Raw genomic sequence first — 25,991 nt, forward strand, 5'->3', positions numbered from 1 at the left:
AATCACAATTCCAGCATGACGCGCACGACCGGCGTCAGCGCCTCGCCAATGTTTCGCGTATTCTCGGCATCGAGGTGGACGCCATCGAGAGGTGTTGTTTGCGCCACCGTGCCAGCGTCGAAGAAGCCGCAGCCGACCTCGTCGGCGAGTGCGGCGTATTGCGGCGCAAGCTGCTTCGAGGCCTCATCGCCGCCGGCGAACATCTCCCTGAAGTCGGTATTTTCGGTGCGGCTGACAAGAGGCGGCGAAACGATCAGTATCTGTGGCGCCGGCCAGTCGAACGGGTAGTCGTGGCCACGCACGATATCGATAAGCCGCTGGATGCCTTGCTTGGCGGCAACTGGGTTGCCATGGATCCATGGCTTCATGTCATTGGCGCCGAGCATGATGACGATCAGGTCGATCGGCGCATGCGTCGTCAACACTGTCGGCAGCAGCCGCGCGCCGTTGCGATCGGCTCCGGCCAGATGATCGTCGAAGGCGGTGGTGCGGCCATTGAGCCCCTCGGCGACGACTTGAACGCCTCCGCCGAGGCCTGCTTGCAGGACGCTTGGCCAGCGATCCCCGAGCCCATGACGGCCGCCCTCGGCATTGTAGCCCCAGGTCAGCGAGTCGCCGTAACAAAGCACCGTCTTCATCCGTTCAACCTGCCTTTGTGTCGGCCACGCCGCGCTTCACGCGCCAGCGTACGAACAACCAATGGATGACGATCGTCACCAGGCCCGGCAGACCGAGACCGGCAACCATCGGTATGTCTTCCCTGACCACCGCGGCGCTGCTGTCGCTGTAGAGGATCAGCGCGACCAGCAGGACGAGAAGCGCCACAAAGGCAATCAGCGTCCACTTGCCCGCCCTGGCAACGGCCGCGACCGGATCGTTCGTCAATTGCGCAACGAAGAAGATGAAGGTGGCGACAAAAGTCACCAGCACCGAGAACATGAAGACGATGATGTATTCTTCCTCGGCGCCGGTGGCGACAGCCAACCATTGCGCGATAAGGCCGCCGGCCAAGCCGGAAATCAAAAAGGCGAAAAGGCTGGTGAAGAATATCCGCACAGCCTTTCCCTTTCCTAGACCAGCATGCCCATCGGATTCTCGATCAGCTTCTTGAAGGCGACCAGCAGTTCGGCTCCCAGCGCGCCATCAACCGCACGATGGTCAGTCGACAGCGTCACCGACATCACGGTGGCTATTCTGATCTCGCCGTTCCTGACCACCGCCCGCTCCTCGCCGGCGCCGACCGCCAGGATCGTCGCATGCGGCGGGTTGATGACGGCGGCAAAGTCCTTGATGCCGAACATGCCGAGATTGGAGACGGCGGTCGTGCCGCCTTGATATTCCTCCGGCTTCAGCTTGCGGCTGCGCGCGCGGCTGGCCAGGTCCTTCATCTCGTTGGAGATGACCGACAGCGTCTTTTCATCGGCATGCCGGATGATCGGCGTGATCAGGCCACCGGGGATCGAAACGGCGACGCCGACATCGGCATGCCTGTGCTTGACCATGGCGCTCTCGGTCCATGAGGCATTGGCATCCGGCACCGCCTTCAAGGCCATCGCCATCGCCTTGATGACCATGTCGTTGACCGACAGCTTGTAGACGGGCGCCTCACCCTTGTCGGTCTTTTTCACCGGTGCCGCGGCATTGAGCTGAGTGCGTAAAGCCAGCAGCGCGTCGAGTTCGCAGTCGAGCGTCAGATAGAAATGCGGGATGGTGGTTTTTGCTTCGACCAGGCGCCGCGCGATGGTCTTGCGCATATTGTCGTGCGGAACGAGTTCGTAGGAGCCTTCCTCGAACAGTTTCAGCACCTGCTCGTCCGACATCGCCTTTACCGCCGGGGCGGTGGCAGGCGCGCCGGCCGGAGCCTTGGCAGCCGGTGCCGCCTTGGCGCCACCACCGGCAATCGCGGCATCTACGTCAGCCTTGACCACGCGGCCGTGCGGGCCGGTGCCGGTGACCGCAGAGACGTCGACGCCGGCGTCCTTGGCGATACGGCGGGCAAGCGGCGATGCAAAGGTGCGGTCGCCAGCCGCGTTGCCATTGGCGGCCGGAGCCGCCTGCGCCTTTGGGGCCTCGGCCTCGGCCTCCGCCTTTGGCGCTTCAGCATTCGGCGCTTCGGCTTTAGGCGCATCCGCTTTCGGAGCTTCGGCTTTCGCCGGTGTGGCGCCGCCGCTTTTCGCCGCGGCGCCGGCATCTTCGCCTTCCGCCGCAAGCACCGCGATCAGCGCGTTGACCTTGACCCCTTCGGTTCCGGCCGGCACGACGAGCTTGGCAACCGTGCCCTCATCGACGGCTTCGACCTCCATCGTCGCCTTGTCGGTTTCGATCTCGGCGATCACGTCGCCGGGCGAAACCTTGTCGCCCTCCTTGACCAGCCACTTGGAAAGATTGCCCTCTTCCATAGTGGGCGAGAGCGCCGGCATGGTGATGTTGATTGGCATATTGTCCTCCCACCCGGTTCAGCGATATGCGACGGCTTTGACGGCCTCGATGACCTCGCCGACATTCGGCAAAGCCAGTTTTTCGAGGTTCGCCGCATAAGGCATCGGCACGTCCTTGCCGGCAATGGTGATGACCGGTGCGTCGAGGAAATCGAAGGCGCGCTGCGAGACCTGGTTGGCGATGTGGTCGCCAACCGAATTCTGCGGGTAGCCTTCTTCGACCACGACCAGCCGGTTGGTCTTCTTGACCGAGGCGATGACGGTGTCGAGATCGAGCGGACGGATAGTCCTGAGGTCGATGATCTCGGCGTCGATCCCCATGCCGCGCAGCTCGGCTTCAGCCTTGACCGCATAGGTCATGCCAATGCCGAAGGAGACGATGGTGACATCCTTGCCTGCCTTGTGGATGCGCGCCTTGCCGATCGGCAGCACGAAGTCGTCCAGCTTCGGAACGTCGAAGGACTGGCCGTAGAGGATTTCATTCTCGAGGAAGATGACCGGGTTCGGATCGCGGATCGCTGCCTTGAGCAAGCCCTTTGCGTCGGCGGCCGTATACGGCATAACGACCTTCAGGCCTGGAATGTGGCTGTACCAGGCGGCATAGCACTGCGAGTGCTGCGCCGCGACGCGGGCCGCCGCGCCATTTGGCCCGCGGAACACGATCGGCGCGCCCATCTGGCCGCCCGACATATAAAGCGTCTTGGCGGCGGAGTTGATGATCTGGTCAATCGCCTGCATGGCGAAGTTGAAGGTCATGAACTCGACGATCGGCTTCAGCCCAGCCATCGCCGCGCCGACACCAACGCCGGCAAAACCATGCTCGGTAATCGGCGTGTCAACGACGCGCCGCGGCCCAAATTCCTGCAGCAAGCCCTGTGTGATCTTGTAGGCGCCCTGGTATTCGGCGACTTCCTCACCCATGACGAAGACATCGCCGTCGCGGCGCATTTCCTCGGCCATGGCATCACGCAGCGCCTCGCGCACCGTGGTCGAGACCATTTCGGTGCCGGCAGGAATGTCCGGATCGGCAGCGAGGTTGACCACCGGGGCGGCGGGGACGGAGGCTTTCGGCGCCTCTCCAGCATCCTGCGGCGCCCGTTGCGAGCCTTCCTCGGCCGCGTCGGCGCGCTGCCCACCAGTTGACACCGCGTCTTGCGTCGAGGCGGGAGCCGCCTTGGAGGCCTTGTCAATGTCGCCAGAACTTTCGCCATCCTGCAGCAGAACGGCGATCGGCGTGTTGACCTTGACGCCTTCGGTGCCGGCAGCGATCAGGATCTTGCCCAGCGTACCTTCGTCGACGGCTTCGACTTCCATCGTCGCCTTGTCGGTTTCGATCTCGGCAATGACGTCGCCGGCGACGACCTTGTCGCCCTCGTTCTTCAACCACTTGGAAAGATTGCCCTCTTCCATGGTCGGCGAGAGGGCGGGCATGAGAATTTCGATCGGCATGTCCTGGCCCTCCCTTACAATACGATATCGGTCCAGAGCTCGGACGGATCCGGCTCCGCGTCGTGCTGGGCAAATTCGGCGGCGTCGGCGACGATGTCGCGAACCTCCTTGTCGACGGTTTTGAGTTCGTCCTCGGTCGCCCACTTCTTCTCGATGAGCCGCGCCTTGACCTGCTCGATCGGATCATGGTCGGAGCGCATCTTCTGGACTTCTTCCTTGGAGCGGTATTTCGCCGGGTCGGACATCGAGTGGCCGCGATAGCGATAAGTCTGCATTTCGAGAATGATCGGCCCGTTGCCGGCACGGCACCACTCGGTAGCCAGATCGCCAGCCGCCTTCACCGCACGCACATCCATGCCGTCGACCTGGATGCCCGGAATCTTGAACGACGCGCCACGATGCGAAAAATTGGTTTCCGCCGAAGAGCGCGACACCGAGGTGCCCATGGCGTAGCGGTTGTTCTCGATGATGTAGATCACCGGCAGCTTCCACAGCGAGGCCATGTTGAAGCTTTCGTAGACCTGGCCCTGGTTGGCGGCGCCGTCGCCGAAATAGGTCAGCGAGACATTGTTGTTGTCGCGGTAGCGGTTGGCAAAGGCCAGACCTGTTCCAAGCGACACCTGCGCACCGACAATGCCGTGACCGCCATAGAAATGCTTCTCCTTGGAGAACATGTGCATGGAACCGCCCTTGCCTCTGGACAAGCCGCCGCGGCGTCCGGTCAGCTCGGCCATCACGCCACGCGGCGACAGCTCCATCGCCAGCATGTGGCCGTGATCGCGATAGGCCGTGATCATCTGATCGCCGTCGATCAGCGCCATCTTCATGCCGGTGACGACCGCTTCCTGGCCGATATAGAGGTGACAGAAGCCGCCAATGAAGCCCATGCCGTAGAGCTGGCCGGCCTTCTCCTCGAAGCGGCGGATGAGCAGCATGTGCCGGTAGGCGGCAAGCTCTTCGTCCTTGGTGAAGTCAACAGGCTTGGGTGCTGATAGACCGGATTTGCCGTCGGATTTCGATTTGGCAGGCGCTTTTCTGGCTGCGGTGGCCATGCATCACTCCCTGTTGGCGTCTCTTTGCGGACACTGGAGCAAGATCAAACTGCTCCGGGGAGATCGCCCTCCCCTTCGATTTATGGGAGGCTAACACGTAGAAAGGCGTTCCGCCATGTCGAAATTGCATAGCTGGCATGCGCCTAAGCAATTAAAATCATTGAAAATATTGGCGATTAACCTGAAATTGGTTACTTCGCCGGAGCCGGCAGCATGATGGTGATCTCGTCGGCCTGCGACAGATTGAGTGCCTTGCGCACCTGCTCGTCGAGCATGTCCTTCTCCAGCGTGCCGTCATGCATGAGCTTGACGCGCCGCTCGAGTTCCATCCTGCGTGCCTTGATCGCATCGAGCTGACCCTGCAACGCAACCGTCTCGGCCTCAAGCTTGTATTTCGAATTGATGCCGAATTCACCGTGATAGGCGTGGAAGCCGAAATAAGCCAGGAACAGCACGCACAGCGAGGGAATAATCAGCCGGCCGGTGTTTCTCTGCTTGTGCTGACGCGTCCACATAACCGATTCCCCGTGCCGCGAACTCAAACGGCTCGAAGTCTTTTTCGCCTGATTGTGCTTAACGGACGGTTACGGGAGACCGCCATGCCGGCCTGAAATGAAAAAGGGCGGGATGTCCCGCCCTCTCCGTATCAACGATGTGCGGCCGGATCAGCCCTTGATCACGGACTTGCCGGCATAATGCGCCTGCTTGCCGAGTTCTTCCTCGATGCGGATCAGCTGGTTGTATTTGGCCATGCGGTCGGAGCGCGACAGCGAGCCGGTCTTGATCTGCCCGCAATTGGTGGCGACGGCGAGATCGGCGATGGTCGAATCCTCGGTTTCGCCCGAACGGTGCGACATGACGGCGGTGTAGGCAGCCTTGTGCGCGGTCTCGACCGCATCCAGCGTCTCGGTCAGCGAGCCGATCTGGTTGACCTTGACCAGGATCGAGTTGGCGACGCCCATGCGGATGCCGTCGCGCAGGCGCGCCGTGTTGGTGACGAAGAGATCGTCACCAACGAGCTGCGTCTTCTTGCCGATCAGGTCGGTCAGGTACTTCCAGCCTTCCCAATCGTCCTCGGCAAGGCCATCCTCGATCGAGATGATCGGATAGTCGGCCGCGAGCTTGGCGAGGTACTTGGCTTGCGCCTTGGGATCGCGCGTCTTCTTCTCGCCCTCATAGACATAGTTGCCGTCCTTGAAGAACTCGGTCGCGGCGCAATCGAGGCCGAGCGCGATCTCTTCACCTGGTTTGAATCCGGCCTTCTCGATCGATTCCATGATGAAGTCGAGCGCCACCGGCGCGCTCTTCAGGTTCGGGGCGAAGCCGCCCTCGTCGCCGACATTGGTGTTGTGGCCGGCATCCTTCAGCTTCTTGCGCAGCGTGTGGAAGATTTCCGAGCCCCAGCGCACGCCTTCGCGCAGCGTCGGCGCACCGACCGGCAGGATCATGAATTCCTGGAAGTCGATCGGATTGTCGGCATGCGCGCCACCATTGATGATGTTCATCATCGGCACGGGCAGGACATGCGCCTTGGTGCCGCCGACATAGCGGTAGAGCGGCAGCCCGGCTGCATCGGCCGCGGCCTTCGCGACCGCCAGCGAAACGCCCAAGATGGCGTTGGCGCCGAGCCGGCTCTTGTTGGGCGTGCCATCAAGCTCAATCATGGTCTGATCGATATGGATCTGGTTTTCGGCTTCCATGCCGCCGATCGCCTCGAACAATTCGCCATTGACCGCCTCGACGGCCCTGAGCACGCCCTTGCCAAGGTAGCGGGCGCCGCCGTCGCGAAGCTCGACGGCTTCGTGGGCGCCGGTGGAGGCACCCGACGGCACCGCGGCGCGGCCCATCGAACCATCTTCGAGAACAACATCGACCTCGACGGTCGGGTTTCCACGGCTGTCCAGGATTTCACGCCCGACAATGTCGATGATGGCGGTCATTGCGATGTCCTCGATTGATCTGGAGAAAACGTCGCGCCCGTCTTAGCCAAAGCGACGCAAAAGGCAATCGGGGCCTGATCGAATAGTGCCGCCCGCCCGATTCACGAAGCGCAATTTCCTGTCATCATAAGTCATGCCACCGGACGCGCATTTCGGGTTAGGAATGTTATCGCGGGGCGAAACAGGAGGGGTTCGCCATGTCTGAGTTGAGCGGTATTGTCAGTCTGTTCCTGATCGCCGCGGCGTTCCTGACGTCATGCGACAACCAGCAGTCGCCGCCAAAGGCTATTGCGTCTTTGCCGGCTTTGCACATCAGCGAGTAGCGTTGCATTTGAATCAAAAAGGGGGCCGTGGAAACGACCCCCTTTTTCGATTGTGGCGTCAATGCCAGTAGGGCGCGACCTTGTAATATTCGTATGACTCGTCGCGCGCGCTCTCGCCATCCGCGCCGGCCAGTTCGTTGATGGAATGGGCAGGCGCTGCCTTCAGCTGTTCCTTGGAGAAGGGTATGACATAGCCGCCCCTTGCCTCATCATACTCGAGGCTTGCCCAGGGGATGGCGTGGTACTTCTCGCCAATGCCGAGAAAGCCGCCAAATCCAATCACCGCGAACATGATGCCGTTCGACGTCTTGTCGAGCATGACGTCCTCGATGCTGCCGATGCTGTCGCCTTGGGTGTTGTAGACGGTCGTGCCGATGACTCGCGAAGCGGCAATGGCTTCGGTGTGGCCTGTTTGCGTCGTCATTGTTTGCTCCTCGTTGTCGTTAATCCGCACTTTGACAATGAGGGGCGCGGGCGAAAGTTCCCGACTTTTTTGGCGGCTGCCCAATCACTCCGCGAGGATGAAAGTCACCTTCATATTGACGCGATAGGCCGCGATCTTGCCATCCTCGACGACGATCTTCTGGTCCTGGATCCAGGCGCCTTCGACGTTCTTCAGGGTCTTCGCGGCGCGCGCAATTCCCTTCTCGATGGCGTCTTGAAAGCTTTTCCTGGACGACGAGGTGATTTCGGTGACGCGGGCGACGGACATTGGTTTCCTCTTGCCAAAGCGCTCATTTGCCGGACGAGCCTACAACCGGGGCTTATCCGCTACGACATTGGCTTTTCAGCCCTTTGCAATCCTGTCGAAGGCCATCAGCCTTTCCAGCAGTGCCGGCATATCCTTTAGCGGCAGCATGTTGGGACCGTCGGAGGAAGTCGAATTGTCGGGGTCCTGGTGGGTCTCGATGAAGACGCCGGCAACGCCGACGGCAACGGCCGCGCGGGCCAGCGTCTCGACAAAGCGGCGCTCCCCGCCAGACGATCCGCCCTGCCCGCCCGGCTGCTGCACCGAATGGGTGGCGTCGAAGATCACCGGGGCGCCGATCTCGGCCATGACAGGCAGCGCCCGCATATCCGACACCAGCGTGTTGTAGCCGAAAGAAGCGCCGCGCTCGGTGGTCAGCACATTGGCATTGCCGGAGCCGGTGATCTTGGCGACGACGTTCTTCATGTCCCAGGGCGCGAGGAATTGCCCCTTCTTCACATTAATGACCTTGCCCGTCCTCGCGGCGGCGACCAGCATATCGGTCTGGCGCGACAGGAAGGCCGGAATCTGCAGCACGTCGACATGCGGCGCCACGATCGCGCACTGTTCCTCGGTGTGGACATCGGTCAGGACGGGAAGCGAGAATTCCTTGCGCAACTCGTCGAAGACGGGAAGCGCGGCATCCATGCCGGCACCCCGCGTTGCCGATAACGAGGTGCGATTGGCCTTGTCGTAACTCGTCTTGTAGACGAGGCCGATGCCGAGCCTGCCGGTCAGCTCCTTCAGCGTGCCGGCCATGTCGAAGGCATGCTGGCGCGATTCGAACTGGCAAGGGCCGGCGATCAGCGCCAGGGGTCCCGCATTGTCGAAGACGACGTTGCCGATGGTTACCGACGAATTGGGCGCCAGGGGGTTGCTCATGGGATCTCCCGAAAGATGAAAGCCGCGCCCTGCCCGGATGCCGGCCGCACGATGATGTCATTGCCCGACATATCGTGCTGGACGGCATTGGCCGCAAGCAGGCCTGCGGTGGCGCCAATGTCGCGGATCGAAAAAACCACGGCGGCGAAGTGCAATTCTGATAGCGTACCGGCCGGTATGCCGAAGCGCGCCGTGAAAGCGGAGGCCTCCAGCACGGTCAAGACCGCGTTCGGCAGATGAAAAACGCCGTCGTGCGCATCGGCGGCCTGATCATTGACCGCCACTGAAATCAGCCGATGCTGCTCGGCGGAAGCGCTGCTGATTGCAACCACCTCGACAATTCCGTCGACCCCATTGGGGTGAGCCTGCAAGGCTCCTCGGTCTACTCTCGGCGCGTTGATGCGCTGACAGGCAAAAAGAAATGCGTCCGTTTGGCCGGGAGCCGCGGCAAAGGCGAGCTTGAATGACGCCGTATCGCTTTTGCCCGCCGTGTCGGTGAAGGCTCGGGAGAAGCTCAGCTTGTCTCCCGCCGACAGACCCGCTTCGACATAGCGTTCATGGTCGTCATCGGCATTGTCCGTGCCAAGCACCACCGCGGAAAATCCCTCGTTGCCACGACTTTCGCGATAGAGGCGATCGCGCGCAACGAAGACATTGCCCTCGGCAGCCGCCTCTGTCGCAGCCTGTTCACGGCCGATCGCAAGCGGCTCCAGATAGGTGCCATCGGCGAGGAAAACGCAGCAGTTTTCCGTGCCAAACGGATGGATGCCGGTCGGAGCGACGACGAAGCCAAGGGCGTTGAGCCGGGCACGCGCCACATCGAGGCTCTGCGTCGGCAGAACCAGATGATCGAGCGGATGAATGCCTGACGGGGTCATGGAAGCGCGATGTGCATCATTCGGAAGATCGGTTCAAGACTTGATCGCAATGCCGCCGGCGGCGGCCCCCGCAACAACCACCTGAAACAGTCGTGGACTTTCCCTTCCGCCGCAACTGGACTTGACATGAGGCTATCCCGGCACGGGATCAGCTTCCAGCCACGACATCGGCGGAATAGCGCAGCTCGCGCAATGGTTTGACCTTGCTGGTGGTCTGCGCATAGAGCGGATGCGACTTGTAGGCTGCCAGCGCCGCGTCATCGGCAAATTCCGCGTAGACGACGACATCGACTTCATCCGACAGCGGGTCGACCTTGGTGTTCAACGTGACCTCGAAGAGACTGGAATGAGGAATGTCCCCAAGCGCCAGCAGTCCGGTGCGAACTGCTTCCACATCTTCCTTGCGGCGCGCGCTGAAGAAAACGATATGCCGGATCAATCCCGCCTCCTCGATCTGAAATGTCGGGGTCTTTTGTGACGGCGGTCTCTTTGCGTCAACCGGTCATGGCGCCACGCGTCCTTGCGACGCGCCTCGATCGGGCTGGACCTCGTCTCACACCGGTGAGCACCTCAAATGAGGCGCCAGGCTGCTATCTCAAGAGGGGATATCAGGCTTTTCCGGTGACGTAGCGCACGACATGGGAGAGTTCCCTGACCGTGACGTCGAGATACCGGCCCTGATTGTAGAGACCGTCCCAGATCAGGAAGAACGCGATGGCGGCAATGACAATCACATAACGCATGGCTAAAGCTATCGCACTAGCGCCGCGGCTGCCATAGACGTTTTCGATTTCGGGCAGCAGCCTGCCGCATGGCGGCGGATGCCAGCCGCCCGCGTGGCACAGTCCAGCTCTTGGCATGCCTCTTGAAGTTCCGCCTCATGGCGTGGAAGATTGGCGCAGGCATTCATCGGGAAGCGCTTCGTTCGAGCCCGCCTGTCGCCGGATCCGCAAGCTACCGGGACCAGGCAACGGCGTTCGAACCCGGCGAATGAACCAAGAGAACCGCGGCTCGGCGATCGCGCCGGCACCACGGACATCCAGGGGCTTGGAATGGCACACGGGGAACATCATGGCATAGCGCCGGGCGACGCGGTCAGGCTCGACGAGTTCAATTTCGCCGAGATCGTCAAGGGCCTGCCGGCCAAGGCGCGCATGGTGCTGTCGGCGGCGATGAACCTGCCGCGCGGTTCGCTGAAAGTCTGGATGCCGGACGGCCGCGCCGTTCTCGTCGGCGGCAAGGCGCCGGGGCCCGATGCCGAACTGGTGCTCAAGAACTGGCGCCTGCCGGGCCGCGCCTTTTCCGGCGGCACAATTGGTGTTGCCGAATCCTATATGGACGGCGATTGGGAAAGCCCTGACGTCACCAGCTTCCTGGAATTATTCGTGGTCAACTCCGCCTTCGGTGAGAGGGTTGCCGGCGGCGCCAGCTGGCTCATCAACACAGTCCAGCGCATCCGTCACTGGTTCAACGAGAACACACGCGCGGGATCGAAGCGCAATATCTCCGCGCACTACGATCTCGGCAACGCCTTCTACAAGGAATGGCTTGACCCGAGCATGACCTATTCCTCGGCGCTTTACGCCAATGGCGTCAACGATCTCGAGAGCGCCCAGGCCGCCAAATACCAGGCGCTGGCCAGGGATACCGGCATAGGCGGGAAGGATCATGTGCTGGAGATAGGCTGCGGCTGGGGCGGCTTTGCCGAATTCGCGGCACGCGAAATCGGTTGCCGGGTTACCGGATTGACCATCAGCCGCGAGCAGCACGACTTCGCCAAGGCGCGCATCGCCAAGGCCGGCCTTGCCGAAAAGGTCGACATCAAGTTGCAGGATTACCGCGACGAAACGGGCACCTACGATCGCATCGCCTCGATCGAGATGTTCGAGGCGGTCGGCGAGAAATACTGGCCGGTGTTCTTCTCCAAGATGAAGGACTGCTTGAAGCCCGGCGGCATGGCTGGACTGCAGATCATCACCATCAACGAAGCCGCCTACGACACCTATCGCGCAAGGCCGGATTTCATCCAGCGCTACGTCTTCCCGGGCGGCATGCTGCCGACGCCGTCCATCTTGAAATCACTTGGCGCCGCGCACGGCCTTGCTCATCTGCGCGAACGCGTTTTCCCCGAAGACTATGCCCGTACGCTTGCCGAATGGCGCCAGCGCTTCCGAGGGTCGTGGGAGAAAATCGTACCGCTCGGTTTCGACGATCGTTTCAAGAAACTCTGGGAGTTCTACCTGCACTATTGCGAAGCCGGCTTCCGAGCCAGCTACATCGATGTGCGCCAGGTGGTCTACAAGGCGTAGCTGGGTACGCACGTCGACTTCCTTTTGCGGGCGGCATTTCCATCGATGCGCTGGATCTTGTCATGCCGGGCGATTCGTGCCGCCGTCCCCTCCAAGGCTGACCGCATCCAGCTTTGACGGCCTGATCAGAGAAGGATGCGATATCTGGCAAAGCCAGCTTCACCCTCGCCGGCAGGTTCGATCTTCAGCGACTTCACATCGGCGATGAAGTCCTTTGCCTTGACGCCGGTGTCGAAGACGACGCTGGTTCCCGGCAACGGCGCGAACGACCAGTTGTCGTCGGCCGACGGGTTGATGGTGCCCTGGCTGACGATGTAGCGGACGATGACGTCGCGGTTGGTGTCCGGCGCCTCGTAGATGATCTTCGCGGCATTGATGTCGGGGAAATTGCCACCGCCGCCAGCCCGGTAATTGTTGGTCGCGACGACGAATTTCGCTGCCGGATCAATCGGTTTTCCGTCGAACATAAGCTCAACAATGCGATTGGAACCGGCATTGGCGACGCCGCCCTTGGCATCGTATTTCGGCGGCTGCGACAGATCTATCCTATAGGTGACGCCGTCGATGACGTCGAAATTGTAGGACGGAAAATCAGTGTTGATCAGGACCTGGTCAGCCTTCCCCGCCTCGATCTTGTTGAAGATGCCGGCCGACATTTCCAGCCATTCCTTGACCTGAGCCCCGGTGATTTCCACGGCGCGCACCGTGTTGGGATAGAGGTAGAGGTCGGCGACGTTCTTGATGGCGATGTCGCCCGCCGGCACATAGGTATAGTAATCGGCGCCGTTGCGTCCACCGGCTTTGAACGGGGCCGCCGCCGACAGCAACGGCACGTCCTTCCACTGTGTGCTTTTCAATATGTCCTTCAGGTACCAGGTTTGCGCCTGGCTGACGACCTGCACCGACGGGTCGTCAGCGACCAGCGCGAAATAGGAATAGAGCGGCGCGGACGTCTTTCCGACAGGGCGGCGCACATAGGCGAGCGTCGCCTGATGGTCCTGCTCGAGAGCGGCGATGATGCGCTTGTCGTCCGGGACGGTCGGCTTGTTCTTGTTGTCGACACGCTCGAAGATGGGCCGCGCCTCCGATGTCGCCGAGACCACTTTCCACTTCGACCCGTCGCGCTCCAGCATCAGGTCGATCAGGCCCATATGTGAACCCCAGAAACCGCCCATGACGGCGGGCTTGCCTTGCAGCGTCCCCTTCTGTGCGTCGACGCCCTCGAGCGCCTGGAAATCTTTCTTGCCGGGGAAGACCAGATGCTGGTGGCCGGTGAAGACCGCGTCGATGCCTTCGACGCCGGCGACGAAGAACGAGGCATTCTCCATCATGTCACCCTGCTTGACGTCGATGCCGGAATGCGAGAGCGCGATGACGATGTCGGCGCCCTCCTCCTTCATCCGCGGCACCCACGCCCTCGCCGCTTCGACAATGTCGCGTGTCTTGACGTTTCCTTCGAGGTTCTTGAGGTCCCAGACCATGATCTGCGGCGGCACGAAACCGATGATGCCGACCCTGATCGGCTGTTCCGAGCCTGACCCGTCCTTGATCTTCTTGTCCAGGATTACGTAAGGCTTGAGGTAGAGCTTGTCGTAGCGCGGGTTGGCGGCAAGCTCGGTACCCCGGATCAGGTTGGCGCAGACGAACGGGAAATTGGCGCCGGCCAGCACCTTGTCCAAAAAGGACAGGCCATAGTTGAATTCGTGATTGCCCAGTGTCGAACACTCGTAGCCGAGCAGGTTCATGCCTTTCATGATCGGATGGAGATCGCCCTCCTTCAGGCCCTTCTCATAGGCGATGTAGTCGCCCATCGGGTTGCCCTGCAAAAGGTCGCCATTGTCGATCAGCATCGAATTGGCGGCTTCCTTGCGCACCGCGTCGATGAGGAAGGCCGTGCGCGACAGGCCCATCGTGTCATTGGCTTTGTCGGCGTAGTAGTCATAAGGCAGCACGTTCACATGGATATCGGTGGTTTCCATGATCCTTAGATGCGCCTGGTTGGCCTGCGCCCGGGCGGAGAAGGGATGAAGCACGATCAGCGCCCCTGTGGCGGCGGCCCCGGCTAGGAGACCACGGCGAGAGACGGGATGGAGCAGTTGCGACATGTTTTCTCCTTCTTCAACGACCTGACGAGTCCTGCCCCGAAGCGAACTTCGCGCTGAAATCAGCTCAAGTCCACTCAAGAAGTCGCGTGCATCGGCACGCCAATCCATCAGCAACAGATGACGGCCGGATGAAAGGCGCGGTGAAGAAAGTCAGGTCTTGTCGTCGTCGCCCTGGGTGATCAGCCGGGCGCTGCGCTGGCCTGTGACGTAGATCCATAGCCAGCTCAGCGAAACCGCAAGCCGGTTGCGAAAACCGATCAGGAAATAGATATGTGCAATGCCCCAAAGCCACCACGCAAGCCAACCGGTGAGCTTGATCCAGCCGAAATCAATGGCGGCGGCGCGCTTGCCGATCGTCGCCAGATCGCCGGCGTGCTTGTAGTGGAAAGGCCGCGGGCTGGTGTCGCCGGCAAGCCTGGCCTTGACGGTCGCGGCAACATGCCGTCCCTCCTGCTTGGCGGAAGGCGCGACGCCGGGCACGGGCCGCCCGTCGGGCCGCAGCACGTGGGCGGCGTCGCCGATGACAAAGATCTCCGGGCTGCCGGGCACGCTGAGGTCAGGCTCGACCAACACCCTGCCCGCCCGATCCGCCTTCGCTTCCAGCCATTCGGCGGCTGGCGAAGCGGCAACGCCGGCTGCCCACAGGATCGTGCGGGCCGGCAGAATCGTGTCGCCAAAAACCACGCCGTCGGCATCGCAGCGCGTAACGGCCCGGCCGAGCTCGACCGAAACGCCAAGCCGTTCCAGCGCCTTCCCGGCGTAGTCGGAGAGCTTTGGCGCGAAATTGGCCAGAATGCGGTCGCCGGCCTCGATCAGCACCACCCGCGTCTGGCGCGTATCGATGTTGCGGAATTCGCCGCGCAGCGTGTCATGTGCCAGTTCGGCAATGGTTCCGGCGAGTTCGACCCCGGTCGGCCCGCCGCCGACGATGACAATGGTCAGCAGCGCTTGGCGCCTGGCAGGGTCAGATTCCCGCTCCGCCTGCTCGAAGGCCAGAAGAATGCGGCGCCGAATGGTGGTGGCATCCTCCAAAGTCTTCAGGCCCGGCGCGAAAGGCTCCCATTCGTCATGGCCGAAATAGGCATGGCGCGCGCCGGTGGCGAGCACCAGCGTGTCGTAGGCGACGGCGCTGCCGTCGTCGAGCAGAACGCGTTTGCCGGACCGGTCGACACCCGTGACATTGGCGAGCAGTGTCGTCACATCCTTGCGCTTGCGCAGGAGATGGCGGATCGGCCAGGCAACCTCCGAGGTTGCCAGCGCCGTGGTTGCCACCTGATAGAGCAGCGGCTGGAACAGATGATGGTTGCGCTTATCGATCATGGTGATGCGCACCGGTGCCCCGGCCAGTGCGCGGGTGAATTCGAGACCGCCGAACCCGGCACCGACGACGACGACATGATGTCTGGCATCGCTCATTTCATTCACCCCTGATGGGCAAGATTGCCTGCCTAGATGTAGGTATCTTGTGCAATGCAACAATGGCACGACAGCGCCTGAGACTCGTCGTTCCATGTCGTGAATGCACATGTTCTATCGTATCGCGAGGTATAGCATCGTCGAACATGAGATGAGGTGAGGCATGGCTAACGATCATGACAACGAGGGCCCGGCGCAATACTCTTCGCCGCCCTGCTTCATGCACGAGCTCGACCCTGCGTTCCAGGCACCACTCAGCGACTGGACCGACGTGCGGCGTTGGCGCAAAGCCGAGCGCGAAAGGCTAATCGCCGCCCGACTTGAAGTTTCAGCCGACGCCCGAACAGCAATGTCGCAACGCATCGCCGGCGGGCTGGATGCACTTGTCGGCGAGATCGCGGGCCGTATGGTCAGCCTTTACTGGCCGTTTCGCGGCGAGCCGGATCTGCGGCCCTGGATGGCGTCCGTCAATGAGCGTGGCGGCCGCACCGCGCTGCCCATCGTGGTCGAGAAAGGGCAACCGCTGATATTCCGCGCCTACAAACCGGGCGACCGGTTGGAAAAGGGCGTCTGGAACATCCCGATTCCGGCAGAGGGTGATCCGGTGCTGCCGGACATCGTCATCTCGCCCATTGTCGGCATTGATCCGGCAAGCTATCGCCTGGGCTATGGCGGCGGCTTCTTCGACCGTACGCTGGCCGCCATGCCGTTCAAGCCGCTGGTCATCGGTGTCGGCTACGAATTGCAACGCATCGCCACCATTTATCCGCAGCCGCACGACATCCCGATGGATCGGATCGTGACGGAGGCGGCCACAGTATAGGGCTCTAGGCCATCTCCGGCTTCAGACCCATTGCCGTCCGGTCGACGATTTCGCGCAGGGCGAAGGACGAATTGATCTTCGTCACATGCGGCATCGCCGACAGCCATTCCTTGTGGATGCGCTCGTAGTCGACGAGATCCTTGGCCGCGATCCTCAGGATATAGTCGTACTCGCCCGACATCAGGTGGCACGACAGCACGTTGGGGCAGCGTTTGATCGCCGCCTCGAAATCCGACAGCGTCTTTTCGAACTGGCCGGAGAGCGATATGTGGACGATCGCCGTCATCTGATGGCCAAGGGCCGCGTTGGACAGCCGGGCGTGATAGCCGCGGATGGTTCCGGACTTCTCCAAATTGTCGAGCCGCCGCGAGCAGGCCGACTGCGACAGGCCAACCTTCTCGGCAAGGGCCGCGTTCGGCATCCGCCCGTCCTTCTGCAAAGTCTCAAGAATGGCGATATCAATCCTGTCGAGCGGCATTTTTCGTGATTCCTGCGAAAATCCGTTTATTTTTTGCAACGAGTATCGAAACCGGCCTCTCCACGCAAGCGCATTCGCAAACACCTGCACGCCGATTCATGGTTCACTCCAGCACTACAGGGAGTGAGCCCAAAAGGGCCCGGATCAGGAGAAGAAAATGCGCATCGGCTGCCCCAAGGAAATCAAGAACCACGAATACCGTGTCGGCCTGACGCCGGGCTCGGTCCGCGAATATGTCGCCCATGGCCACGAAGTGCTGGTCGAGACCGGCGCGGGCGCCGGCATCGGTGCCGATGACAACGCCTACCGCGCCGCCGGCGCCGTCATCGCCAAGACGGCCGCCGACGTGTTCGCCAAGTCGGACATGATCGTCAAGGTCAAGGAGCCGCAGCCCAATGAATGGGCACAGCTGCGCGAAGGCCAGATCCTGTACACCTATCTCCATTTGGCTCCGGATCCGGAGCAGACCAAGGGCCTGCTCGCTTCGGGCGTGACGGCGATCGCCTACGAAACCGTGACCGACGATCGTGGCGGCCTGCCGCTGCTGGCGCCGATGTCGGAAGTCGCCGGCCGTTTGTCGATCCAGGCCGGCGCCACGGCGCTACAGAAGGCCAATGGCGGCCGCGGCGTGCTGCTCGGCGGCGTACCTGGCGTGCTGCCCGGCAAGGTTACGGTCCTTGGCGGCGGCGTCGTCGGCCTGCATGCGGCCCGCATGGCAGCCGGTCTCGGCGCCGATGTCACCATCATCGACCGCTCGATCCCGCGCCTGCGCCAGCTTGACGACCTCTTCGCCGGCCGGGTCCACACCCGTTACTCGACCGTCGAGGCGCTCGAGGAAGAATGCTTCTCGGCCGACATCGTCGTCGGCGCCGTGCTCATCCCGGGCGCCGCCGCACCGAAGCTCGTCAGCCGCGAAATGCTGTCCGGCATGAAGAAAGGCTCGGTACTTGTCGATGTCGCGATCGACCAGGGCGGCTGCTTCGAGACCTCGCATGCCACCACCCACGCCGAGCCGACCTACGAAGTCGACGGTGTCATCCACTACTGCGTCGCCAACATGCCGGGTGCCGTGCCGGTCACTTCGGCCCACGCGCTCAACAACGCGACACTGCACTATGGTCTGCAACTCGCGGACAAGGGCCTGAAGGCTCTGGTCGATGACCATCACCTGCGCAACGGCCTCAATGTCCACAAGGGCAAGATCACCAACCGCGCGGTCGCCGAAGCGCTCGGCTACGAACTGGTCGAGCCGAAAGCAGTGCTGGCGGCTTAATATACCCGGAATATACCCAGAAAAAGTCAACTCAAACCCTTGCCCGCCGGTTCGCTCCGGCGGGCTTTTTGCTTTGGGCAATGATGCGCCAACCCGCTTCCCAGAGGACCATCGAAGCGTGTGCCGTAAGGGCACTTTACGCCCTATTGTTGCATTTTTGTCATACCCTCTTGGCCGACTCCCTGCTAGGTACATCTTGGGCTTATTGATTAGGGGTACGGGCTATGTTTCTTCGCGTTTCAGCGAAATCTATTCTTCTTGGTGCTGTTTCTGCTGTGGCCTTGATTTCGGCGGCCCATGCCGCCGACGTCGTGCAGCCGGTGGAAGCGTCCGGTTTTAACTGGAGCGGAGCTTATGTCGGCATCGGCGGCGGCTTCGGCGCCAGCGTGCACAAGTTCAGCGTGCCTCCAATCGTCGATTTCAACGGCATCGGTGGTAACGGCGTCTTCGGCGAACTGACCGCCGGCTATGACTATATGGTCAACGAACGCTTCCTGCTCGGCGGCTTCATCGACGCAAATATCGGCAATATCGGTCCATCGATCAGCGCTCCGGGCGCCGACATCGATCTCACGAATTCATACGGTTTCGACGTTGGCCTGCGCGCTGGCTATCTTCTGAACCCTAGCACGCTCGGCTACGTGCTCGGCGGCTATAGCTGGCAGCATTTCAAGCTCGATGGATCGGGCTTTGCCGACATTGATTTCACGCAGAACCGTAGCGGCTATATGCTCGGGGTCGGCATGGAAACCGTGCTGCGTGGCAACTGGACCTTGAAAACCGAATATCGTTACGCTGATTACGGCGACAAGTCGGTTCTCGATTTCGGAAGCGGGTCGTTGAACGTACAGCCTTCGACGCACACCTTCCACATCGCCGCCAACTATCGCTTCGGTGCCCAGAATGGTGTCGGCGCGTCATTTGAAGGCCCAACCTACAACTGGACAGGTTTCTACGTCGGCGGCGCACTCGGTGCGGGCACGATGGTGCATGATCTGACGCTCCTTGGTGCCCTCGAGTTAAACGGCATCGGCGGCGAAGGCGTGTTTGGCGAAGCCAGTGTTGGCTATGACCACGATTTCGGCAGCTGGGTGGCAGGTGTTCAGCTCGACGGGCGCTACTCGGGCATCCGATCCAAGCTCGACATTTTTGGTGGAACGATCAAGGGTGACGCAGACTATGGCTTCGATGCCCTCGCCCGGGTTGGTGCCAAGGTCAACGACGCCACCCTCGCCTATGTGATCGGCGGCTATAGCTGGCAGCACTTCAACCTGCATGCCTCTGCGCCCGGGGGCCCGAGCGGCGACATCTACGACTGGGGTTCCAGCGGCTTCTCCATCGGCGGCGGCCTGGAAACAGCCGTTTCCAACAACATGACCGTCGGCCTCGAATACCGCTATTCGCAGTATCAGAAGGAAGATTTCGGCTCGGGCGGCTTCTTGGAAGATACCCCCTCGTTCCAGACCGTGCGTGTCGGCGCGAAGTACAAGTTCAACTAAGTAGCCCTCCAGGCAAACAGTCGAAGCCCGTCGGCCATGCCGGTGGGCTTTTTTCTTTGCGCGGTGAAGACTTGGGAGAAAACAAAAAAGCGGAGCCAAAGCCCCGCTTCCTCGATATCGAGATTGCCGCCGGTTCATCCGCGGTCGGCCAATCGATCGACACTGGCTTTCTAGCGCGTCTATGCGACAGCAGTGCGACAGAGACTTTCTGCCGCCAATCCCTTGATCTTATGCGCGCTCGATGCGGCACTGATAGCAATTGTTGCGCGCCGAGCGGACATGCACATAGGCAATGTCCTCACGCTCCAACAAAGTCTCGGCTCGTGCGGCAATTGCTCCGGTCGGGATGATGCCACCGCTGCCGTAGACGATGCGATCATCGCCGCCATAGCCGCGCACGATATAGTCCGGGCTGTCGAGGATCTCCGGCGGCTCCCTTGTCCCGACGGCACGCTCGCATTCCTGGGCATGCAGGAAGATCGGCCCGGTTTCTGCATAGGGCTGAGGGTCTGGAAATGGCCGGTAGGCGAGGATGAGATAGACATCGCCGACGGCGATATTCCTGAGACAATGACGGCAAGGCATCCCGTCGCCGTCAGAGATTTTCCGCTCGGGCGTACGGCCATAGGCATCGGGGCCGCCGCGCTGCAGCGCCCTGACATTTTCGCTCGGCAGAGCTGTGAATTGGATGGTCATCGTAAGATCTCCGGTACTGGCGACCGGAAACTATGCGCTCGCCGCCGTGCTTCCCACCCGATTCCTGCCAAGCGTGCATGAGCCGATCCGATGTCGGATCCTCCCTTCGATCTCCGGGAAGGCCACCGAAATCGTTAATCGGCTAATCAGTTCGACAATCCTTGATGAATCATCGAAGCGGCGGCGGATTCCGGCTGAACTTACGGCCGCATGACGCTGGCCGAGCGCTCGGCGAAAGGCAGGGGATGCACGACTTCCTTCTTCTGCGCCACCGGCTTGAAACCGAGCTTCTGGTAGAGCGGTAGCGCGGCCGGGTGGTCGAGCGTGCAGGTCTGCACCGTCACCCTTTTCGGCCCATACGACCATGCCGCGGCAATCGCCGAACCAAGGAACCAGCGACCGATGCCTTGACCGGTGGCATGTTCCATCATGCCGAAATAGGCGAGTTCGACTTCCTCGGGCAGATGCGGCTTGAGATCGAAGAAGCCGGCCGGCGCACCGTCGAGATAGAGCACCCTGATGTCGCGATCCTCGCGGTGGATTCCGGCTGACAGCTCATCGTCATTCAGCCTCAGAACATTCACCCAGTGCCATTTGCGTCCCACCCGGTCCATCAGGTAGCGATAGAAATGCAAGGGAATGTCCGTGGTTTTCAGCAGCGCGACCTGGCGGTTGTAGGGTACCGGTGGCGAGACGGGCGGTGGGGCATGCATTTCGAGAAAAGTCACCGTGACCTCAATATCCTGCAGCACGCCGTTTTCCATCAATTCATTCCTTGCCGGTCGTTGCTGGGCCAGTCGTTGCTAGGCCAGTCGTTGCTGGGCCGGTCGTTGTAGGGCCAGTGGTCGCTGGGCCGGTCACGACTGGTGTATCGGACAATCCGCCCCATTCGGTCCATGAGCCGTCATAAAGCCTGTTGTCGGTATGGCCAAGCGTCTCCAGCGCCAGCGTGACCACCGCGGCGGTGACGCCGGAGCCGCAGGATGTGACCACGGGCTTGGATAGGTCGATACCGGCGTCCTCTATCACCTTGCGCAAACGGTCCTTCGGCAGCAGCCTGCCGTTTTCCGACAATGCGGAGTACGGCACATTGCGCGCGCCCGGCATGTGGCCGGAGCGGATGCTAGCGCGGGGCTCGGGTTCGCTACCGGTGAAGCGGCCCGGCCCACGGGCATCGGCAATCTGGCCTGCCTTTGTATCGACAATCCGGCGCATATCGGCCAGACCGACGACGCGACCGGCGTCGAAATCGGCATGAAAGACGCTTGGCGCGATCTTCGTCGGCTCGGTCGTTACCGGCCGGCCGGTCGCCTTCCAGCCATCAAAGCCGCCGTCCAGAATATAGGTCTGGAAGACACCCATGATCCGGAACATCCACCATGCCCGCGGTGCGGAGAAAAAGCCCGGGCCATCATAGACGACGATGGTGTCATCGGCCGAAACGCCCATCGCGCCGACATATTGGGCGAAATGCTGCGGGGATGGCAGTGTATGCGGCAAGGCAGCGTCAGGATCCGAAACCGCGTCCTGGTCCAGGAAGCGGGCGCCAGGAATGTGAGCCGCATCATACTCGGCGCGCGCGTCGCGCTTTTGTGCAGGCAGATACCAGGAGGCGTCAATGATCGTCAGGCCCGGCTGGCCGAGGCGTTCCTGCAGCCAGTCCGCATCGACGGTAAAAGGACTGTCTTCGGCCATTCTTTTCTCCTGCCGCCTTTTGATGGTGTCTGTCAGTTCGCCGGCATCGGGCCGAAGCGGATGCGGAAGCGCCTGTTCTCCCGGCCCTTCTTTTCGATCTTGCCGATGTGGATTTCGCCGATTTCGCCGGTGCTCCTCACATGGGTGCCGCCGCAGGGCTGGCTGTCCACCGAGGCATTGTCACCGATGCAGACCAGACGGATCTTGCCGGTGCCAACAGGCGGTCGGACGTTCTTGGACTTCACCAAGCCAGGATTCGCGGCCAATTCCTCGTCGCTGATCAGCCTGGTGAAGATGGGATGATCGGCCCGCACCAGATCCATCATGCCGGCGGTCACCTCTTCCTTGGTGAAGCTGGCGTCTGGAATGTCAAAATCGACACGGCTGTCGTCCTCGGAAACCGCCGCCCCGGTGATCGGGAACGGGCAGACAACGGTGAGCAGGTGGCAAGCCGCGTGCATGCGCATCAGCAGATGCCGGCGCTCCCAGTCGATGGCGAGCTTCACCGTCTCGCCCACCTCCGGCAAGGCCTGCTCCGGTGACGGCACATGGATGATCTCGTCCTTGGTCTCGCCAGTGATCGTGGCGGCAATTGCGACGCGGCTGCCGTCGGCACGCTCCAACGTGCCGCTATCGCCCGGCTGGCCGCCGGAAGTGGCATAGAAGATCGTCCGGTCGAGGATGATGCCGCCGCGCTCATTGATGGCGACGACCGTGGCATCCGCCGTGCGGAGATAGGCGTCGTCGCGAAACAGCGCTTCGGTCCGGTGCGCCATCACGTGACCTTCTCGAAGGGCACTGAAATCTTGCTCTGCAATTCCATCCAGCCTGGTACCGGCAGTTGCTTTTCGCGCAGGAATTCGGGGTTGAATAGCTTCGACTGGTAGCGCGTCCCGTAGTCGCAAAGGATCGTCACGATGGTGTGGCCCGGACCCAATTCCGCAGCCAGCCGCACCGCGCCGGCGATGTTGATGCCGGTCGAGCCGCCGACGCACAGGCCTTCCTCCTGGATCAGGTCAAAGACGATCGGCAGCGCGTCCTCATCCCTGATCTGGTAGGAGAAGTCAGGCGTGAAGCCTTCGAGGTTGGCGGTGATGCGCCCCTGCCCGATGCCTTCGGTAATCGAACTGCCTTCTGACTTCAGCTCGCCGCTGGTGTAGAAACTGTAGAGCGCGGCGCCGAGAGGGTCGGCGAGCGCGATCTTGACGTTCTTGCTCTTGGCCTTCAATCCGAGCCCGACACCGGCCAGCGTTCCGCCCGACCCCACCGCCGAGACAAAACCGTCGACCTTGCCGCCGGTCTGGGCCCAGATTTCCTCGGCCGTGGTGCGGATATGGCCATCGCGGTTGGCGACATTGTCGAACTGGTTGGCCCAGATCGCGCCGTTCGGTTCGCTCCTGGCCATCTGCTCCGCCAGCCGTCCCGACAGTTTCACGTAGTTGTTGGGATTCCTGTAAGGCACGGCCGGCACTTCGATCAGCTCGGCGCCCAGCAGCCTGATCGTGTCCTTCTTTTCCTGGCTCTGCGTATCCGGAATGACGATGACAGTGCGATAGCCCAGCGCCTTGGCGACGAGCGTCAGCCCAATGCCGGTGTTGCCGGCGGTTCCCTCGACGATGACACCGCCCGGCAGCAACAGGCCGCGTTGTTCGGCATCACGGATGATGAACAGGCCGGCGCGATCCTTAACCGACTGCCCCGGATTCATGAACTCGGCCTTGCCCAGGATCTCGCAGCCGGTTTCTTCGGAAGCCTTGTTGAGGCGGATCAGGGGCGTGTTGCCGATCGCGTCGATCACTGAACGGGGCATTCGGGATTCCTTGTATGCGTGCGCCGAAACCCTAGAAACCCAACGCTTCGGTTTCAAGGCAAGAATTCGTCTGGTCCAGTCGCATTTCCGGCGCTGCGGTGTATGGATGTCGCTGGGGACCGGTGGACACCGGACAGTTCATTTGCACCCGGCGTCGAGAAGCACTCTTTTCATTCGATTTCTCCACCGCTAGAGCAAGACATCAACAACTCGGCAGGCGCAGCATGACACTCTATCGGGCCGATCCGAACCACGGCGTAGCCTGGGTCACCGGCGGCAGCAGCGGCATTGGCCGCTCGCTGGCCAGGGATCTGGCGTCACAAGGCTATGCGGTGGCGGTGACAGCGCTGGACGACGATCCGATCGACACGCTCATCGTCGAGACCGCGCAGATGCCGGGCAAGGTCGTGTCCTTTCCCTGCGACGTCACCGACGAGCCGCGCATGGCAAGAACGGTGGCGGCGATCGAGAACGGCCTCGGGCCGATCGTGCTCGCTATCTTCAATGCCGGAAATTACATCTCGACACCCGGAGAGTCCCTCGTCGTCAAGGATTTCCGCCGCTCCTTCGAAGTCAACTATTTCGGCATCATCAATGGGCTGGTGCCTGTCGTCGAGCATATGCGGGTGCGCGCGCGTGGGCATGTCGTTCTGGTCGGCTCGGTGACCGCCTATTTCGGCTGGCCGACCACGGCGGCCTATGGCGGTACCAAGGCGGCTATCAACATTCTGGCCGAGTCGCTGAAATATGATTTCGACAAGATGAACATCCGCGTCCAGGTGATTAACCCCGGTTTTGTCGACACGCCATTGACCGAAAAGAACATGCTGCCGATGCCTGGCCTGATGCCGGTCGGCCGCGCGACGCGCCGCATGGTGCGGGGAATCAAATCCGGCGGCTTCGAAGTGACGTTCCCGTACAGAACGAGCTGGCCGTTGAAAATTCTCGGCATGCTGCCAAGGCCGCTATGCCGATGGGTGATCAGCCTGACGACCAGCTGGAAAGCGCGCCCGCTGCATTATGAGCGCAAACCGCCCAACAAATAATGCCCACAGGATTGGTGGCTTGGCCGCCTGAACGGCCGTTGCCTGTTCATGGCCACCACCATAGTTTGAATGTTGTTGCGTGGAGTCTGCGATGGGGCGACGGATCGTGCTTGCTGTGCTGGGCCTGATCGCCGTCCTTGCACTGACCTTCCTACTGGGTCCACGCGTACCCGTCGACACCACGATCCATTTCGATCCTTCCGCCATCGGCGACGACCCACAGGCCTATGTGGCAAAAGTGGAGGCTGCCGTACCCGGTATCCGCGACGGGCTGGAGAAGGAGATCGTCTGGGCCAACCCGATGGTGCACGCAAAGACGCCGCTGTCGATCGTCTACATCCACGGCTTTTCCGCATCGAAGGGCGAGATCCGACCCTTGCCCGACGACGTGGCCGACCAGCTCGACGCCAACCTGTTCTACACCCGCCTCACCGGCCACGGGCAGGACGGCGCGGCGATGACGCAAGGCAGCGTCAACGCCTGGATCAACGACTATGAGGAGGCGCTCGCCATCGGCCGGGCAATCGGCGACAAGGTGATCGTCATCTCGACGTCGACCGGCGGCGCGCTGGCGGCCTGGGCAGCGACGCAGCCCGGGGCATCCGAGGGTGTGGCGGCCATTGCATTCATCTCGCCCAATTTCGGCGTGAAAGCATCCGGCGCCGAGATCCTGACCATGCCCTGGGGCAAGCAGATCGCCGAACTCGTCGCCGGCAAGGAACGCAGCTTCGCGCCGCGCAACGCGCTGCATGAGAAATTCTGGACCACCAGATATCCGATCGCCGCGACGATGCCGATGCAGGCGCTGACCGACCTTGCCTATGGCGCGCCGGTGGAGAAGGCGACCATTCCCGCCCTGTTCATCTTCTCGGATATAGACAAGGTCGTGCGACCCGACCGCACGCGTGAGATCGCCGCGCGCTGGGGTGCCGCGCATGAGCTGGTGCCCATCGAAAGCACTGGCGATCCAGACAACCATGTCATTGCCGGCGACGCGCTATCGCCATCCACCACCGCATTCCTGGCGCAACGGATTGCCGTCTGGATCGAAGCGGTGGCGAAGTGAGGTTCGAAGACAAAACGGCGGCTGAAGCAATGTTCAGCCGCCGTTTCATTCGTAGTCGGCACCAG

28 protein-coding genes are annotated in these 25,991 nt (G+C 61.7%); 7 read left to right on the forward strand and 21 right to left on the reverse strand.

Translation table 11 applies throughout. The features are described 5' to 3' along the window. Positions 1-2 precede the first annotated feature (2 nt). From LB557_RS00515 to eno, 7 genes are all read right to left on the reverse strand, one after another. A complete protein-coding gene (locus LB557_RS00515; RefSeq protein WP_140664399.1) occupies positions 3-638 on the reverse strand; it encodes an SGNH/GDSL hydrolase family protein in 636 nt (211 codons plus the stop codon). Between the two features lie 4 nt (positions 639-642). Further along, positions 643-1,056 (reverse strand): hypothetical protein, encoded by a 414-nt coding sequence (locus LB557_RS00520; protein ID WP_224644350.1) that lies wholly within the window; start codon positions 1,054-1,056, stop codon positions 643-645. Between the two features lie 14 nt (positions 1,057-1,070). Next, positions 1,071-2,438, reverse strand: coding sequence for a pyruvate dehydrogenase complex dihydrolipoamide acetyltransferase (locus tag LB557_RS00525; protein ID WP_224712993.1), 1,368 nt, complete (start codon positions 2,436-2,438; stop codon positions 1,071-1,073). Positions 2,439-2,456: 18 nt separating this feature from the next. Further along, a complete protein-coding gene (locus LB557_RS00530) occupies positions 2,457-3,887 on the reverse strand; it encodes a pyruvate dehydrogenase complex E1 component subunit beta (protein WP_015317933.1) in 1,431 nt (476 codons plus the stop codon). Positions 3,888-3,901: 14 nt separating this feature from the next. Continuing rightward, a complete protein-coding gene (pdhA, locus tag LB557_RS00535) occupies positions 3,902-4,939 on the reverse strand; it encodes a pyruvate dehydrogenase (acetyl-transferring) E1 component subunit alpha (RefSeq protein ID WP_140619590.1) in 1,038 nt (345 codons plus the stop codon). Positions 4,940-5,130: 191 nt separating this feature from the next. Further along, positions 5,131-5,454 (reverse strand): FtsB family cell division protein, encoded by a 324-nt coding sequence (locus LB557_RS00540; RefSeq protein WP_015317935.1) that lies wholly within the window; start codon positions 5,452-5,454, stop codon positions 5,131-5,133. Between the two features lie 150 nt (positions 5,455-5,604). Continuing rightward, positions 5,605-6,879 (reverse strand): phosphopyruvate hydratase, encoded by a 1,275-nt coding sequence (gene eno, locus LB557_RS00545; protein WP_015317936.1) that lies wholly within the window; start codon positions 6,877-6,879, stop codon positions 5,605-5,607. A gap of 197 nt (positions 6,880-7,076) precedes the next feature. Between eno and LB557_RS31500 the strand changes: the two genes are divergently transcribed. Next, a complete protein-coding gene (locus LB557_RS31500) occupies positions 7,077-7,202 on the forward strand; it encodes a hypothetical protein (protein ID WP_140619584.1) in 126 nt (41 codons plus the stop codon). 58 nt (positions 7,203-7,260) lie between these two features. Here LB557_RS31500 and LB557_RS00550 read toward each other — a convergent pair whose 3' ends face one another. From LB557_RS00550 to LB557_RS31505, 6 genes are all read right to left on the reverse strand, one after another. After that, the gene (locus tag LB557_RS00550) at positions 7,261-7,626 is read right to left on the reverse strand and encodes a PRC-barrel domain-containing protein (RefSeq protein WP_224644003.1); all 366 of its coding nucleotides are present in this window, start codon (positions 7,624-7,626) and stop codon (positions 7,261-7,263) included. Between the two features lie 84 nt (positions 7,627-7,710). Further along, positions 7,711-7,914, reverse strand: coding sequence for a dodecin family protein (locus tag LB557_RS00555; RefSeq protein ID WP_015317939.1), 204 nt, complete (start codon positions 7,912-7,914; stop codon positions 7,711-7,713). Positions 7,915-7,989: 75 nt separating this feature from the next. Beyond that, complete coding sequence (gene kdsA / locus LB557_RS00560; protein ID WP_224644002.1) at positions 7,990-8,832, reverse strand: 3-deoxy-8-phosphooctulonate synthase; 843 nt, start codon at positions 8,830-8,832, stop codon at positions 7,990-7,992. Further along, positions 8,829-9,710 carry a VOC family protein gene (locus LB557_RS00565; RefSeq protein WP_224644001.1) on the reverse strand — a complete coding sequence of 294 codons (882 nt, stop codon included), beginning with the start codon at positions 9,708-9,710 and terminating at the stop codon, positions 8,829-8,831. Before LB557_RS00565 ends, kdsA begins: the two co-directional genes overlap by 4 nt. A 148-nt stretch (positions 9,711-9,858) precedes the next feature. Continuing rightward, on the reverse strand, positions 9,859-10,149 hold the full coding sequence (locus LB557_RS00570) for a Dabb family protein (protein ID WP_015317942.1): 291 nt from the start codon (positions 10,147-10,149) through the stop codon (positions 9,859-9,861). A 169-nt stretch (positions 10,150-10,318) separates the two neighbouring features. After that, positions 10,319-10,453 carry a hypothetical protein gene (locus LB557_RS31505; RefSeq protein ID WP_023773660.1) on the reverse strand — a complete coding sequence of 45 codons (135 nt, stop codon included), beginning with the start codon at positions 10,451-10,453 and terminating at the stop codon, positions 10,319-10,321. Positions 10,454-10,762: 309 nt separating this feature from the next. Between LB557_RS31505 and LB557_RS00575 the strand changes: the two genes are divergently transcribed. Next, a complete protein-coding gene (locus LB557_RS00575; protein WP_224644000.1) occupies positions 10,763-12,019 on the forward strand; it encodes an SAM-dependent methyltransferase in 1,257 nt (418 codons plus the stop codon). Positions 12,020-12,144: 125 nt separating this feature from the next. On the opposite strand, the gene LB557_RS00580 is transcribed toward LB557_RS00575, so the two are convergent. After that, the gene (locus LB557_RS00580) at positions 12,145-14,124 is read right to left on the reverse strand and encodes a bifunctional 2',3'-cyclic-nucleotide 2'-phosphodiesterase/3'-nucleotidase (protein ID WP_224643999.1); all 1,980 of its coding nucleotides are present in this window, start codon (positions 14,122-14,124) and stop codon (positions 12,145-12,147) included. A gap of 150 nt (positions 14,125-14,274) precedes the next feature. Beyond that, positions 14,275-15,540: an NAD(P)/FAD-dependent oxidoreductase gene (locus tag LB557_RS00585; RefSeq protein WP_224643998.1), complete on the reverse strand. Its 1,266-nt coding sequence runs from the start codon at positions 15,538-15,540 to the stop codon at positions 14,275-14,277. A gap of 163 nt (positions 15,541-15,703) precedes the next feature. On the opposite strand from LB557_RS00585, the gene LB557_RS00590 reads away from it, so the two are divergent. After that, positions 15,704-16,363, forward strand: a complete 660-nt coding sequence (locus tag LB557_RS00590) for a 5-formyltetrahydrofolate cyclo-ligase (protein WP_224643997.1) — start codon at positions 15,704-15,706, stop codon at positions 16,361-16,363. A gap of 4 nt (positions 16,364-16,367) precedes the next feature. On the opposite strand, the gene LB557_RS00595 is transcribed toward LB557_RS00590, so the two are convergent. Further along, positions 16,368-16,841 (reverse strand): Lrp/AsnC family transcriptional regulator, encoded by a 474-nt coding sequence (locus LB557_RS00595; protein ID WP_015317948.1) that lies wholly within the window; start codon positions 16,839-16,841, stop codon positions 16,368-16,370. A 157-nt stretch (positions 16,842-16,998) separates the two neighbouring features. Here LB557_RS00595 and ald point away from each other — a divergent pair, with 157 nt between their 5' ends. Together ald and LB557_RS00605 are read left to right on the forward strand one after the other, a co-directional pair. Then, the gene (gene ald, locus LB557_RS00600; protein ID WP_140793731.1) at positions 16,999-18,114 is read left to right on the forward strand and encodes an alanine dehydrogenase; all 1,116 of its coding nucleotides are present in this window, start codon (positions 16,999-17,001) and stop codon (positions 18,112-18,114) included. Positions 18,115-18,338: 224 nt separating this feature from the next. Then, a complete protein-coding gene (locus tag LB557_RS00605; RefSeq protein WP_224643996.1) occupies positions 18,339-19,613 on the forward strand; it encodes an outer membrane protein in 1,275 nt (424 codons plus the stop codon). Positions 19,614-19,841: 228 nt separating this feature from the next. Here LB557_RS00605 and LB557_RS00610 read toward each other — a convergent pair whose 3' ends face one another. The 5 genes from LB557_RS00610 to LB557_RS00630 form a co-directional block, all read right to left on the reverse strand. Then, positions 19,842-20,309 (reverse strand): DUF1203 domain-containing protein, encoded by a 468-nt coding sequence (locus LB557_RS00610; RefSeq protein ID WP_224643995.1) that lies wholly within the window; start codon positions 20,307-20,309, stop codon positions 19,842-19,844. A gap of 200 nt (positions 20,310-20,509) precedes the next feature. Continuing rightward, positions 20,510-21,073, reverse strand: coding sequence for a GNAT family N-acetyltransferase (locus LB557_RS00615; RefSeq protein WP_224643994.1), 564 nt, complete (start codon positions 21,071-21,073; stop codon positions 20,510-20,512). Positions 21,074-21,077: 4 nt separating this feature from the next. After that, positions 21,078-22,004 (reverse strand): 3-mercaptopyruvate sulfurtransferase, encoded by a 927-nt coding sequence (gene sseA / locus LB557_RS00620; RefSeq protein ID WP_224643993.1) that lies wholly within the window; start codon positions 22,002-22,004, stop codon positions 21,078-21,080. 32 nt (positions 22,005-22,036) lie between these two features. Next, positions 22,037-22,780 (reverse strand): alanyl-tRNA editing protein, encoded by a 744-nt coding sequence (locus LB557_RS00625; protein WP_140664369.1) that lies wholly within the window; start codon positions 22,778-22,780, stop codon positions 22,037-22,039. Next, positions 22,780-23,814, reverse strand: a complete 1,035-nt coding sequence (locus LB557_RS00630) for a cysteine synthase A (RefSeq protein ID WP_015317955.1) — start codon at positions 23,812-23,814, stop codon at positions 22,780-22,782. The genes LB557_RS00625 and LB557_RS00630 overlap by 1 nt, the downstream gene beginning before the upstream one ends. A 224-nt stretch (positions 23,815-24,038) precedes the next feature. Between LB557_RS00630 and LB557_RS00635 the strand changes: the two genes are divergently transcribed. Together LB557_RS00635 and LB557_RS00640 are read left to right on the forward strand one after the other, a co-directional pair. Then, positions 24,039-24,860, forward strand: coding sequence for an SDR family oxidoreductase (locus tag LB557_RS00635; protein WP_224644361.1), 822 nt, complete (start codon positions 24,039-24,041; stop codon positions 24,858-24,860). Positions 24,861-24,951: 91 nt separating this feature from the next. Continuing rightward, the gene (locus LB557_RS00640) at positions 24,952-25,926 is read left to right on the forward strand and encodes an alpha/beta hydrolase (RefSeq protein ID WP_224530752.1); all 975 of its coding nucleotides are present in this window, start codon (positions 24,952-24,954) and stop codon (positions 25,924-25,926) included. Positions 25,927-25,991: the final 65 nt, after the last annotated feature.

It is taken from the genome of Mesorhizobium sp. BR115XR7A (genome assembly GCF_020165315.1).
In the GTDB taxonomy this organism is placed as follows: domain Bacteria; phylum Pseudomonadota; class Alphaproteobacteria; order Rhizobiales; family Rhizobiaceae; genus Mesorhizobium; species Mesorhizobium australicum.

Coding starts and splice junctions, on each gene's coding strand:
- LB557_RS31505 (WP_023773660.1), bottom strand. CDS start 10,453: ATGCGTTATGTGATTGTCATTGCCGCCATCGCGTTCTTCCTGATCTGG.
- sseA (WP_224643993.1), bottom strand. CDS start 22,004: ATGGCCGAAGACAGTCCTTTTACCGTCGATGCGGACTGGCTGCAGGAA.
- LB557_RS31500 (WP_140619584.1), top strand. CDS start 7,077: ATGTCTGAGTTGAGCGGTATTGTCAGTCTGTTCCTGATCGCCGCGGCG.
- LB557_RS00555 (WP_015317939.1), bottom strand. CDS start 7,914: ATGTCCGTCGCCCGCGTCACCGAAATCACCTCGTCGTCCAGGAAAAGC.
- LB557_RS00565 (WP_224644001.1), bottom strand. CDS start 9,710: ATGACCCCGTCAGGCATTCATCCGCTCGATCATCTGGTTCTGCCGACG.
- LB557_RS00540 (WP_015317935.1), bottom strand. CDS start 5,454: ATGTGGACGCGTCAGCACAAGCAGAGAAACACCGGCCGGCTGATTATT.
- pdhA (WP_140619590.1), bottom strand. CDS start 4,939: ATGGCCACCGCAGCCAGAAAAGCGCCTGCCAAATCGAAATCCGACGGC.
- LB557_RS00590 (WP_224643997.1), top strand. CDS start 15,704: ATGGCTAACGATCATGACAACGAGGGCCCGGCGCAATACTCTTCGCCG.
- LB557_RS00550 (WP_224644003.1), bottom strand. CDS start 7,626: ATGACGACGCAAACAGGCCACACCGAAGCCATTGCCGCTTCGCGAGTC.
- LB557_RS00525 (WP_224712993.1), bottom strand. CDS start 2,438: ATGCCAATCAACATCACCATGCCGGCGCTCTCGCCCACTATGGAAGAG.
- kdsA (WP_224644002.1), bottom strand. CDS start 8,832: ATGAGCAACCCCCTGGCGCCCAATTCGTCGGTAACCATCGGCAACGTC.
- LB557_RS00640 (WP_224530752.1), top strand. CDS start 24,952: ATGGGGCGACGGATCGTGCTTGCTGTGCTGGGCCTGATCGCCGTCCTT.
- LB557_RS00580 (WP_224643999.1), bottom strand. CDS start 14,124: ATGTCGCAACTGCTCCATCCCGTCTCTCGCCGTGGTCTCCTAGCCGGG.
- LB557_RS00585 (WP_224643998.1), bottom strand. CDS start 15,540: ATGAGCGATGCCAGACATCATGTCGTCGTCGTCGGTGCCGGGTTCGGC.
- LB557_RS00630 (WP_015317955.1), bottom strand. CDS start 23,814: ATGCCCCGTTCAGTGATCGACGCGATCGGCAACACGCCCCTGATCCGC.
- LB557_RS00515 (WP_140664399.1), bottom strand. CDS start 638: ATGAAGACGGTGCTTTGTTACGGCGACTCGCTGACCTGGGGCTACAAT.
- LB557_RS00610 (WP_224643995.1), bottom strand. CDS start 20,309: ATGACCATCCAATTCACAGCTCTGCCGAGCGAAAATGTCAGGGCGCTG.
- LB557_RS00615 (WP_224643994.1), bottom strand. CDS start 21,073: ATGGAAAACGGCGTGCTGCAGGATATTGAGGTCACGGTGACTTTTCTC.
- eno (WP_015317936.1), bottom strand. CDS start 6,879: ATGACCGCCATCATCGACATTGTCGGGCGTGAAATCCTGGACAGCCGT.
- LB557_RS00530 (WP_015317933.1), bottom strand. CDS start 3,887: ATGCCGATCGAAATTCTCATGCCCGCCCTCTCGCCGACCATGGAAGAG.
- ald (WP_140793731.1), top strand. CDS start 16,999: ATGCGCATCGGCTGCCCCAAGGAAATCAAGAACCACGAATACCGTGTC.
- LB557_RS00635 (WP_224644361.1), top strand. CDS start 24,039: ATGACACTCTATCGGGCCGATCCGAACCACGGCGTAGCCTGGGTCACC.
- LB557_RS00605 (WP_224643996.1), top strand. CDS start 18,339: ATGTTTCTTCGCGTTTCAGCGAAATCTATTCTTCTTGGTGCTGTTTCT.
- LB557_RS00595 (WP_015317948.1), bottom strand. CDS start 16,841: ATGCCGCTCGACAGGATTGATATCGCCATTCTTGAGACTTTGCAGAAG.
- LB557_RS00625 (WP_140664369.1), bottom strand. CDS start 22,780: ATGGCGCACCGGACCGAAGCGCTGTTTCGCGACGACGCCTATCTCCGC.
- LB557_RS00575 (WP_224644000.1), top strand. CDS start 10,763: ATGGCACACGGGGAACATCATGGCATAGCGCCGGGCGACGCGGTCAGG.